At 56.1% G+C, this 12945-nt stretch carries 4 protein-coding genes; all 4 read left to right on the top strand.

The annotated features are described in order from the left end of the window. Positions 1-320: 320 nt before the first annotated feature. Positions 321-572 carry a (2Fe-2S) ferredoxin domain-containing protein gene (locus JE47_RS0101260; RefSeq protein WP_031458023.1) on the top strand — a complete coding sequence of 84 codons (252 nt, stop codon included), beginning with the start codon at positions 321-323 and terminating at the stop codon, positions 570-572. Positions 573-647: 75 nt separating this feature from the next. Then, positions 648-8123: a DUF2298 domain-containing protein gene (locus JE47_RS0101255; protein WP_031458022.1), complete on the top strand. Its 7476-nt coding sequence runs from the start codon at positions 648-650 to the stop codon at positions 8121-8123. Beyond that, entirely contained in the window at positions 8120-10582 is a 2463-nt protein-coding gene (locus JE47_RS0101250; RefSeq protein ID WP_031458021.1) for a DUF2298 domain-containing protein, read from the top strand. Before JE47_RS0101255 ends, JE47_RS0101250 begins: the two co-directional genes overlap by 4 nt. Positions 10583-10688: 106 nt before the next feature. Then, entirely contained in the window at positions 10689-12350 is a 1662-nt protein-coding gene (locus JE47_RS0101245; RefSeq protein ID WP_031458020.1) for a phytoene desaturase family protein, read from the top strand. The last annotated feature ends 595 nt before the right edge of the window (positions 12351-12945 follow it).

Here is a 12945-nt window from a genome sequence, read left to right as displayed (position 1 = left end):
AGGCCTGTGGCCTGCGGCGCTCCACAAACGTTTCCGACCGGTAAGGCGCAGGCCACAGGCCTGCGCTACCAGGCCTGCGGCGCTCCACAAACGTGTCCGACCGGTAAGGCGCAGGCCACAGGCCTGCGCTACCAGGCCTGCGGCGCTCCACAAACGTGTCCGACCGGTAAGAGGCGGGCCACAGGCCCGCGCACCCAGGCAAGCGGGCAAGAGGCGGGCCGGAGGCCCGCGCGCCCAGGGAAATAGTGCAGGTTACGCCTGAGCGACCTTTTGATACAATCTGTACACTGGTATTGAATTTTTCTGCTGAGCACGTGAATATGATTCGTATCTACATCTGTCTTGGCCCTCATTGCCGTAGTCGGGGATCAGCCGACATCCTATCAACGCTTGAACAACAACTCCGCCAGGCTCATTTGTTGCAACGGATCGAGTGTATCGCAGGCGGCTGTCAGGATCGCTGTGCACTCGGACCGAATCTACGTATCTATCCAGGTGGACGGCAGATGCACTGCGTCACATTGCAGGCAATAGGGTCACTTGTAGCACAGCTTATCGATGGCGGTGTATAATGCCAGCGTGTACGCTATTGTTATCTATGCGATCCATTATTAGACAAGATGCGTGGACTTTCCGAGAGAACCACTGTGCGACAGGCTGTAACCCGTTATCAGCCATGGGTCGTCCGCCTCGGGCTGACGGCCATTTTACTGTTGGGAATCTATTTTCGGACTCTCAACCTCTTCGACTGGGATTCGCGAACCGGTCAACATCCTGATGAGCGCTTTTTCACCTACGTTGCCTCAACTGTTCGTTTACCAGGATCCATCGGTGAATTCTACGACTCCAGCCGCTCACCGCTCAATCCGCGTAACTATGAGCAGTTTCCGCTGTACGTCTATGGGCCATTGCCCATTATGCTTACGCGGGTTGTGGCAGTACTGTTGACGCCGACTGAAGTATTGCCAGCCCAAGTGCTGACTATCACCGGGCCACCACGAGTTGGAGCGAACCCGACAGCGCCAACCGAAAAACGCACCGATTATGGGCCATTGGTGAATAATCCCGAACGAAACTGGCCGCGGTTGATCCCTCTCATCTGGTTGTTGAATCCGGACAGAGTTGACCTCACCAGTTATGGTCAGATCGTCAATGTTGGGCGAGCGTTGGCAGCAGCGTTTGATGTTGGGAGCATCCTAATCGTCTATCTGATCGGGCGACGTTTATTCAACCGCAAGATTGCGCTCCTAGCGGCACTGCTGACTGCGCTGACGGTGATGCACATCCAGCAAAGTCATTTTTTTGTGGACCCTGCCTTCTCAACCTTTTTTTGTCTGTTGGGGCTGTACTGGACGGTACGGATTGCCCAAGGGGGTGGTATCGGCTCGTATCTGGCTCTCGGTCTCAGCATTGGTGCGGCTACAGCCAACCGCATTACGATGGCGACCATTGGTGGATTGGCCATTGTGGCAACCATTATTGCCGCACAACGAGCCTTGCGCGGACGTAGTTGGAGCGAGTTGATTAATCGCTGGTTGCAACGTGAAATCTGGCTACTCATTCTGGCCGGTAGCATCTCGTTGGTGACGTTTCGGGTACTGGCTCCTGATGCGTTTATCGGCTCACGTCCTGACTCACCGCTCATTGAAGGCCCATCATTCTTGCATGGGGCTGGATTCTTCGATATTCGACTCGAACCGCGATTTCGCGAGAATCTGACAACGGTGCGGGCGCTGGTTACCGGCGAATACGACTTTCCCCCTGGTCAGCAATGGGTTGGACGACCGGCGTACCTCTTCCCATGGATCAATATGGTTGTGTGGGGGATGGGAGCATTCCTCGGTCTGGCGGCCTGGGGCGGTTGGTTCCTCTTTGCCGGTCGGCATATTCGGCGTGGCTGGCAATGGGCGGTGCATCCTGCACCGTTGATCGGACGTTCGTGGCATCCGGCATGGGTGTTGTGGTGTTGGGTGGCCTTCTACTTCGGGTGGCAAGGCAATCAATTCGCGATCACGATGAGGTATTTGTTGCCGATCTATGGTGCACTCACGATCCTGGCCGCGTGGGCACTGGTCGTGCTGGCGCGCTGGGGACGATGGCGACAACGTACATCTTCACATACCAGGGTCACTAACCGGTTTCGGCGCGTTGGCCTAACAATAGCGCGTATCCTGGTCTGGTCGGCCAGGTATGCGCTCCCGGTAGTACTGGTAGCAACGGCACTATGGGCATACGCCTTCTCGCGCATCTATACTGTTCCGCATTCACGGGTACAGGCAGCACGCTGGCTGGCCGATCATGCACCTCCTGGCAGCTCTGTGATGTACGAGCGCTGGGATGATCCGTTACCGTTGCAGGCAACGAGAAACGCGGCCTGGAACGTTACCTTCTTTGGTATCGAGTCATCACCGTATGCCGAGGATGAACCGGTTAAATACTTTGGTCGTGGGGATGAACCTGGGCTGCTCGATCAGCTCGATCAGGCTGACTACATTACACTGACCAGCAATCGGGTCTATGACAGCACATCACGGCTGCGCATGCGTTATCCGGCATTAATGCGCTACTATCATTATCTCTTTAACGGTGAACTTGGTTTTGAGTTAGTCGCGGAGATCACCTCATATCCAACGATCCTCGGCATTCGGATCCCTGATTGGATGGCAGAAGAGGCATTTAGTGTCTATGACCATCCGCGAGTGTTGATCTTTCGTAAGACACCGCTCTACAGTCGTGAGCGAGCCGAGCAACTGATTACCGGCAATGTCGAATGGGGTGAAGTTTACAAATCGCCGTTGTTGATTGCCGACCGGAATCCAACCGCACTGCGCCTGACCGAGAGCATCTGGCCGCGTTATACGAAGGGTGGGGACTGGTGGTCATGGCTGGGAACGGCGCCGTTTACCGCACTATGGTGGATGTTCTGGCTCGAAGCACCGGCCCTAGCCGTCTTTGCGGTGATTGGGCTACGGTTACGCCACCTTCCCGATTGTGGTTTCAGTCTGGCAAAAATCCTGGGATTATTGCTGGTAGCGTATCTGGCGTGGCTAGGAGGCAGCCTACGCCTGGTACCGTTTAGTCCAACAACCCTCTGGTCAATTGGGCTGGTCGTGCTGGCGCTCGGCGGGGTATTCGGCTGGCGCGAGCGCGCAACTCTGCGTCGCATCTGGCAAGAACGCTGGCCGGTGTTATTCACAGCCGAAATCATCTTTTTGGGCTTTTTGCTGCTCGGCATCACATTGCGCTGGTTGAACCCTGATCTTTGGCATCCGGCACGTGGTGGCGAAAAGCCAATGGATCTCGCCTATCTGAACGCCGTCTTACGTAGTGCAGCTTTCCCGCCATTCGATCCGTGGCATGCTGGTGGATACATCAATTACTACTATTTCGGATTTGTGCTGGTTGGCGCGCTCATTCACCTCAGCGGAGTTGCGCCGGCGGTCGGATACAATCTGGGGGTTGCGACTATCTTCGCACTGACTGCGCTAGGGGCCTTTGGCCTCGTATATAACCTGGTAGCGACACAGGCCCCACAATCCCGACGGACCAATGTAGCCTTGATTGCCGGTGTTAGTGCACCGGTATTGATGCTGCTGATCGGGAACCTGGCTCAGGTTGGCTGGTTCTTGAATGGCTATGCAGCCGAGCAGATGAGGAAGGGCCGCTACGAGTGGGCCTTCTGGGATGCCACCCGAATTGTGCCGGGAACGATTAACGAATTCCCCTTTTTCACCTTTTTGTTTGCCGATCTCCATGCCCATATGCTCGTGATGCCGCTCAGCCTGGCCGCGTTGGGATTGGCATTGGCGTGGATGCGGCAGGGAACGGTACGCCACTGGTGGATTATCGGCTGGTTGGGACTGGTCGCAGGCGCCATTCGGGCAACCAATACCTGGGATTACCCCACCTTTGTCGGCTTGGCCGGAATTATGCTGGCCCTGGCAAGTGGACGGCATTGGCGACGAGCAGGATGGGGCTGGCCTGCAACAGGGCTGGCTGCAATCGTCGTCGGTGTTGCACCGGCACTGATCGGTAATCTGCTCTTTGCGCCATTCATTGCCAACTTCGTTACCGAGTCGAGCGGGATTGCATTCTGGCAAGGGCCTGGCTTCTCTCTGCTCGAGGCCATTATCAACGCCGAACGCACGACTGCCGGTCAACTGTTTACCATTGGCGGTCACTGGGTAGTTCTCTGGCTCTTGGGAATCGGATTGTGGGCGTGGCGTCGGCGTGAAACACTCTTGATAGTGATCGGGCCACTGGCATTCTGGGTATTAGCGCTCATATTCGACTTGGTGGCAGTGCTGCCGCTCCTGGTTATGCTGGTGATAACTGCCTGGGTCCTGTGGCGCATCCGAAATCAGGCTATCGGATTTGTGGTACCGGTACTCTGGACGTTGGCAGGGATCGGCTTGTGGGCGATGGTTGAGGTGGTGGTCGTGCGCGGTGATGTTGGCCGCATGAACACTGTCTTCAAATTCGGCCTCCACTCGTGGATGTTGCTGGCGCTGGCTGCGGCTGCCGCGATGCCATGGGGATGGGCAGCGACCAGGCTCTTGGCACCACGCTGGTGCTGGCTATTACGAGCAATCGGTGGGTTGGTTCTGGCTGCCGGTCTGGTATACCCGTTGACCGCAATACCGGCACGAATTGCCGATCGCTGGAATCCGGACGCGCCACGTACCCTGGATGGCGCAGCGTTTCTGAGCAGCATCAATGCCGCCCAACATGGTCCTGCGTATTCGCTCGATGAAGATGCCGCCGCCATTGACTGGTTACGGCGCAATGCGCGTGGCACACCGATCATCCTCGAAGCGCACCAACCGTCGTACCAGTGGGCAGGACGTATCGCTACCTTCACCGGCCTGCCTACACTGCTCGGTTGGGAATGGCATCAGATTCAGCAGCGAAGTGCAGTGAATGCAACGCCGGTGATCAATTATCGCCAACAGATCATTGCTACTATCTACAATACGCCTGATCCAGATATTGCATTGGCAGCATTAGGACGTTATGGCGTTGAATACGTTTATGTTGGTGGTGTTGAGCGACAGCTTTACAGCGCAGAGGGATTAGCAAAGTTTCAAACACTGGTCGAGCGTGGTGCGCTCGAGCGCGTCTTTCAGACTGGCGAGAGCGTCTTGTACCGAGTGCGCACACCTGGTCAACCCCAGATGCTCACCAACGATCTCCCGATTAGACCGCCGACCATGCGCACAACGCCAGCCCTGGAATTGACGCAACCCGTTCAACAACTTCCCGCAGTTGGTCACCTGGGATGGAATACCGTGCTAAGCGAGCAGCAGTGGCTGGCACTCATTGCCTGGCTGGGGATCTGGTATCTCATTGCTGGCCTGGGTATCTTACCGGCATACGCCGCCCTGGGTCATCATGGCCTGGTATGGGCGCGTCCAATCGGGCTGATCATGCTCGGTTACGCCATTTGGCTACCGACCAGTCTTGGTGTATGGCGATACGACAACGTCGGTGTTCTATGTGGACTGGCAATTATCATAGGGGTAAATGTCGTGCTCTGGTGGCGTGGGGTACGGCCCGATTGGGCGATGATGCGTGCAATCATCCCCAGTGAATTGATCTTCCTGGCCGGTTTTTTCATGATGGTCTGTATTCGGGCCTTTAACCCCGATCTGTGGCATCCGGTTTGGGGTGGCGAAAAACCGATGGAGCAAGGCTTTCTCAACGCTATCTTGCGCAGTCCGGTAATGCCGCCCTACGATCCATTCTACAGCAACGGCTACATCAACTACTACTACTATGGCCTCTACCTGATGTCGTTGCCGATAAAACTGCTCGGCCTCGACTCGGCGATAGGGTTCAATCTGGCGCTGGCAACTCTGTACGGTATGCTGCTGTCCGGCGCTTACGAATTGGGGACACGGCTCGGCGAACGTCGGCGATACGGCATCGTTGCGCTGGCCCTGATCGGGCTAGTTGGCAATCTCACCAGCCTGATTCCTGCCGGTTGGTCACAGGGAGTAAACGGACTGCGCCTGCTGTTAAACGGAGACATAACATTACTAAGTGACTGGTTTGTTGGGCCGAGCCGGGTGATTCCAAACACGATCAACGAGTTTCCGCTGTTTAGTTTTCTTTATGCCGACCTGCATCCACATCTGATTGCCTTACCGTTATCACTGCTGGCGATTGCCTGTGGCTGGCAGTTGATACGTCGCCCTAGCAAGGCACTTTGGGCACTCAGTGCATTAACATTGGGAACGTTGGCGGTTACCAACTCGTGGGACTTTCCAACGTACGGGCTGCTCAGTGGATTGGCGATCATTGCTGGCGCTGTTCGTCGCCACGGTTGGCGTTGGCAACCTCTCGTGCTTGCTGTTACACGCGCAATCGGTCTGGGAGTCGGATCGTTACTCCTCTTTACGCCATTTTTTGATCGCTACTGGCCGATGGTACGCGGTCTCGGATTCGTCACGTCTGGCGTCACCCTGCCATTTGACTATCTCCTCATCTACGGTCTACCGCTCACCATCGTCGTACCGGTCATTATTGGCGCAGCGGTACAGCGCTGGCGTAACCGGATTCCGCCAAAACCGGGGATGCTACTAGTAAGCGGATTGGGGATCGTCATCATTCTGAGTGCTGCGTTCCCCGAACTTACGCTGCGTTTGTGCTTGCTGATCGTCCTCCTCCTCACCACAGCGTTGTTGGTCCGACGGGCAGCAGGGGAACCGGCATGGTATGCGTTGTTCTTGGCCTGGGTAGCCTGGGCGGTATCTCTGGGCATCGAGATCGTGTACATCCGCGATCATCTCGATGGTAGCGAATGGTACCGCATGAACACCGTGTTTAAGTTTGGCCTCCATATCTGGGTGTTGTTAGGACTGGCAGCCGCCGGTCTTTTACCCAGACTCTTACGTCACCTGATGGTACGTCACGGTACCAGCGCAATGGCAGCCGGCATCGCAGTGATCGCTATTCCCGCATTGATTGCCGGGAGTTACCTACCGGTTGCTATTCCATCACGGATTGTGACCCGTTTTGCGGTTCATACCGAACCAACACTCGATGGCATGGCCTTTATGAAACAGGCAACGTTTACCTACGATTGCAACGCTTTTGGCGGGTGTGAAGCGAACACAACTGCGGTGCAGATTGATTTACGCGGTGATGCAGCCGCAATTCGCTGGCTCAATCAGCAGATCGATGGCACACCGGTTGTCTTGCAATCTAGTCTCTGGTTCTACCGAGCTTACGGGATTCGGGTTGCAGCAGCTACCGGTTTACCGACGGTGATCAGCGCCCTGCATGCTGATGAACAGCGTGACCCGGTAACAACCGCCAGACGAGTGCGCGATGTTGAAACATTCTTTACCACCACCGATCCGGAGGTTGCTTTGCGGATTCTGGCCAGGTACGATGTTGATTATGTCTATATTGGTGGGGTAGAGCGTGCCTTCTACCCGACCGGGTTAGCCAAGTTTGCCGTGCTGCGCGATCGCTACCTGCGCCCGGTATACGAGCAAGACGGGGTAACGATTTACGCTGTTCCTCCGTTACCCGATAGTTATCGCTTCTTCGGCGCCGAAACACCACCAGTTGCACCTCCGCCACCGCCACCACCCAATGAACCGACGATTGATCTCTCTGAACTGGAAGCGGCAGTGGCTGCACAGCCAACCAATGCACCGCTGGCATTTGGCCTTGCCGATGCCTATCGTCGCCAGGGGCGACTTGCCGAGGCCGTGCAGATACTAGCAACGGCGGCGGCAGCCAATCCAAACGATATAGGCTTACATCATCTTTGGGGTGATATTCTGGCCGACGCCGGACGGTACGAAGAAGCGGAGCAAGCCTACCTGGCGGCAATCAAGGCCAGCCCGACAGCCGGGAATTACAACAAACTGGCAACGGCGCTGATTGATTGGGGCTGGCTTGATAAAGCAGAGATTGCACTTGGGCAGGCAATGAGTGCTGATCCAAGCGTACCCGACCCCTACTTCCAACTAGCACGCCTCTTTCTGGCCCGTAATCAGCCGCGACTGGCACAAGATGCGTTGCAGCGCTATCTGCAACTGGCGCCAGACGGACGTTGGGCCGCCGAAGCCCGACAGATGCTGGCGCAGCTCAACGGAGGACAGCCATGAGTGGGCTGGCAGGTGAGGTTTTGGTTTGGTGGCTAACAGCGCAGCTCTTTACCATCGTTGGCTGGCCGGCTGCCGTGCGCTTGTTTGGTCATCTTCCGGGTATGGCCTTTGCCCTGGCCCGCCCGCTTGGCCTGCTGCTTACCGGATTTACCGCGTGGTTGCTGGCAATGCTCGGCTTAGGCCGTTTCGAGTTACCGCTGATTGTGATCTGCCTGCTCGTAACCGGCGTGAGTGGGTGGTTCTGGTTATGGCGCGACAAGCAACGCCGCTTACCGCCGCTCAATGCAGTGATAAGCGGTGAAACGATCTTTCTCATCACGCTCATCGGAATAGTCTGGCTCCGAGTGCATGACCCCACACCGTGGGGAACCGAACGCCCAATGGATTTTGCCTTTTTCAACGCCATCCAGCGGAGTGGTCTCTTTCCACCCAAAGACCCGTGGCTGGCCGGATATAGCATTAACTACTACTATTTCGGTTATTTACTGATGGCTGTTCCGGCGATGGTGAGTGGCTTACCACCGGCAACAGCGTACAACCTGGCCCTCGCACTGTTGGCCGGAATGACTGCCCAGGGAGCTGCCGGTCTCATTGACACACTATTGAACCTACTTCACCGACCACCACCCGGTTTGATTCGGAACGCACTCGGTATCTTAGGCGCGCTCATGATTCTGGTTGCCGGTAATCAATCGGGAGCAATCCAGGTCATTGTAGGTGACGAACGGGCAGTAGTACTTGATGACCGTCAGTTGATGACCGCATTAGGGCAGGCATCGCGAGGTGAATCCGTCATTGTGTTGCCATATCCGACGAACGCACAGGATTTTGGTGTTGTAGAGGGCTGGCGGCGATCTGACAAATGGAACAACTTTAATTGGTGGTGGCCATCGCGTTCGTTGTGGGATAGCTACACCATTGCTGGTGAACCGCCACGGCGTGAGCGCCGCTATACGATTACCGAGTTCCCCTTCTTTAGCCTGCGGCTTGGCGACATGCATCCACATGTGATGGCATTGCCTTTCGCAACTCTGGCAATCGGTCTGGCACTGGCGGTTAGTGCGCTGGCGGGTTCCGGCCATGCACCGACCGACACTGGCAACCAGCGTACCGACTGGTTCATCCGCATCTTACACGGTATCATCCTGGGTAGTCTCTACGCAATAAACAGTTGGGAACTACCGACCTATCTTCTGCTTTACTGGGGAAGCCTGGCGCTGACATACAGGCACTCTCCAACGGTATTTCGGTGGTGGCAATGGCTCCGCGAGGTTGTTATCAGCATCTTCATCGCTGCTGTCATGTTTCTCCCTTTTCACCTCACCTTTCGGACACCGGTTGGCGGCGCCACTCCCTGGCTCGATATACCTCTGCTTGGACGGCTAACCAGCATCATCGGCGTTTACCTCGGTGAGCGGAGCGGCTGGCACACTTTCGTCATTATCTTTGGCCTAATGGCCCTGCCGATTATTGCCGGTAGTTACCTCTACCCATCTGGTGTAGCAAACGTCACCGAGTCTGAGGCAGCAACACCCCGCTGGTTACGCTGGTTGCCACTGATACTCTTGATCGGTGGTCTCCTGGTTGGCTTTCCGCTGCTCGCACTCGGTGGTCTGGCGGCATACACTGGATGGCGTGCGCTGATCTCCTCCGAAACCGGATTTCGTTTCGGGATGATCGTTGCTACTCTCGGCAGTATCATTCTGTTCGGTGTTGAAATTATCTACATCCGTGATGTCTTTGAGGGCTTATCGGCTCGGATGAATACCGTTTTCAAGTTCTACTACCAGGTCTGGCTGCTCTGGGGCATTCTGGCGCCGGTCGCGCTCTGGTGGATCTGGGCACAGGCACCTGGCCGACAGCGGCTGACTGCCGGCCTGGTTAGTGTCGGTACCCTGCTGCTACTCAGCGGTGCATTCATCTATCCATTGCTTGTAGTACGTGATATAGCACAAGGGCCATTGATCGGACTAAACGGTTATACCCCTCGTGAACAAACAGCAGCAGGAGCGGCAGCGATTGCCTGGTTGCGTCGCCACGCACCGGCAGGCAGTGTCGTCCTCGAAGCGGTAGCGGTTGAAAACGAAGCCGCGGTCGCAGCAGGACGTGAGTCGCCGCGTTGTGGTGGCTCGTACAACTGGCAGGGATTTGGAGGGGTAGCCGCAGCGAGTGGCTTCCCAACAGTGCTGGGATGGGTGGGTCACGAGCTGCAATGGCGTGGCGGCGATCCCAAGGCGCTCGCCGAGCTAGGGCCGCGCTGCATCGCCGTTGATACCATCTACCGAAGTGGCGATCTCAACCGCATTCGCTCGTTGATCGAACAGTATGCCATCGATTACATTTACGTTGGCGAATTAGAGCGTGAACGGTATCCGACCGACAGTCTGGCAGTCCTGGCGCAGGTCGGAAATGTCGTATTTGCTCAAGATGAAGTTGTTATCTATCGGATAGAGCGGTAGACTGGCGGTACTTGAGATTGAGTTGCAATATCTCGACCAGACCTCCAGCAAGATGGATGTATACTGATCATGGAGAGATTTGTGAACACTGCGAGAAAGGTTGCCCATGCCCAGAACTAGCGATTACGATGTGATTATCGTTGGTGGCGGTCACAATGGTTTGACCTGTGCCGGGTATCTGGCCAAAGCCGGCAAGCGTGTATTGGTGCTCGAACGACGCCCCATTGTGGGTGGGGCCGTCTGCACCGAAGAGGTCATTCCCGGTTACAAGATTGATGTTGGCTCATCAGCCCACATCATGATCCATCTGACGCCGATCGTGCGTGATCTCGAACTCGAGCGTTACGGTCTCGAGTACATTGACATGGATCCGTATGCCTTCTATCCGCTTCCCGATGGTAGTGGTGCGATCTACTTCTACCGCGATGTCGAGCGTACCTGCCAGAGCATCGCCACTGTTAGTCCGCGTGATGCCGAGGCCTATCGGCGCTTTCTTGATTTCTGGACACCGCTGAACGAAGCGGTTTTCGACGTTTTTCTCAATCCACCATCGGTCACCCGACTGTTTGGCAAAGTAGCTTCCAGCATTCCCTACTTGCCCAAAGCAGAACGAAAAGTGCTTGAAGTAACACGACGGCTCTTTACCAGCTATGCGCAACTGATTGAAGAGACGTTTGAAAGTGAAGCAATGCGGGCTGCCATGACCTGGCTGGCTGCGCAAAGTGGGCCACCACCAGACGAGATCGGGGCCGGCGATTTCTTTGGCTGGCATGCGATGCTTCATTACAGCGGTGCAAAACACCCGCGTGGCGGTTCGGGCATGCTGACCCAGGCGATGGCGCGTTCGCTCCAGGCTATGGGTGGCGAAGTGGCGCTCGATGCGCCAGTACGTCGCATTCTTGTACAGAATGGTCGTGTGCAGGGAGTAGAGACGGCTGATGGGCAACGCTACTCGGCACCGATTGTCGTTTCAAATGCACATGTGCTAACGACATTCCTACACTTGGTGGGCAGCGAACACCTCAGTCCCGAACTGGTACGTCGCCTTAAACATATTCGGATCGGGAATGGCTTCGGTATGACGGTGCGTTGTGCCGCTGAGGAATTGCCCGACTATATCGCGGCGCGCAGCTACGGTCGGCCACACGAGAGTCACTACGGGCTGCAACTGCTCAGCCCAAGTATGAATTATGTACGACGCGCCTACGAAGACTACCTGCGCGGCGAACCGAGTCGGGAACCTGCGGTCATCGCTATGACCTTTTCGGCGATTGATCCCGATGTTGCACCACCTGGCAAACACACTGTCTTCCTGTGGTCGCAATACTTTCCATACAAGCTCAGTGATGGCCGACACTGGGATGACATTCGTGAGTCAGTTGCCGACTCCATTCTCGAAGTCCTCTACCGTTACGCACCAAATATGCGCGGGAAGATTATTGACCGTTTTATCCAAAGCCCGCTTGACCTCGAACGTCGGATCGGTTTGTTGCACGGCAATGTAATGCATGTCGAGATGAGCTTTGACCAGATGTTCTTCTTCCGGCCACTGCCAGAGCTGGCCCGTTATCGCACACCTATCCGTGGGCTGTACCTGACCGGGGCGAGTACCCATCCGGGTGGTGGCGTTTTCGGCGCGAGCGGCTACAATACGGCTCGTGTCGTCCTGGCCGATACGCGCACTCGTCGCTGGGGGCCACTAGCCCTTGGCGCCGGAGCCCTGGCCGCAGGGGCGATATTGGCTGGAAGGAAGCTATTGCGTCCGTAATCGGTTGATAAATTGGGTGCAAGGAAAAGATTTGTGGAAGTGGTCGTCGTTATCAATAGGATATTGCTCTTCCGCACGCGGTAGCGGTATCAGATGTAACGACGTCCATTAGCTCGGTCGACTTCATCTTCTCCGGGCAACATGGCAGGTAGGGGCGGGTTTCCAACCTGCCTCTATTAATGTGATACCGTTTTCCGGATAACACCTCTTCGTACTGCCGAGGTAGGGACTGACAGAATAACCCTGTGATTGCTTCGATGAATGATGTTGGCAATCCTATACCAAATGGCCTGCTTACCGCTCTTTGTCATTAGCTTTTGGCCCGCATCTACCTTGCGTAAACGAACGATGGCCTGTTCCGCTAGCTTTCCCTTTCCCCCCTCGCAAGCATCCTCTTGTAAGCCCCTCTGTAAGATCCTCGCAAGCCCCCTCCTGTAAGCCCCCCGCAAGCCTTACATCTTGCAAAGCAGGGGGAAGGCTACAACCCGAGTTAACTCGCCCCCTATAAGATAAGCCCCCCGCTTACGGGGGGCAGGGGGTGGCTTAATGTGTTCTAGCCGACCACTGCACCAGCGGGCCAGAGGCCCGCGTACCC

It is taken from the genome of Chloroflexus sp. MS-G (assembly GCF_000735195.1).
Lineage (GTDB): Bacteria > Chloroflexota > Chloroflexia > Chloroflexales > Chloroflexaceae > Chloroflexus.
Note: the sequence above shows the minus strand (reverse complement) of the source record. Positions and strands in the feature narration are given on the sequence as shown.

Coding starts and splice junctions, on each gene's coding strand:
- JE47_RS0101250 (WP_031458021.1), top strand. CDS start 8,120: ATGAGTGGGCTGGCAGGTGAGGTTTTGGTTTGGTGGCTAACAGCGCAG.
- JE47_RS0101245 (WP_031458020.1), top strand. CDS start 10,689: ATGCCCAGAACTAGCGATTACGATGTGATTATCGTTGGTGGCGGTCAC.
- JE47_RS0101260 (WP_031458023.1), top strand. CDS start 321: ATGATTCGTATCTACATCTGTCTTGGCCCTCATTGCCGTAGTCGGGGA.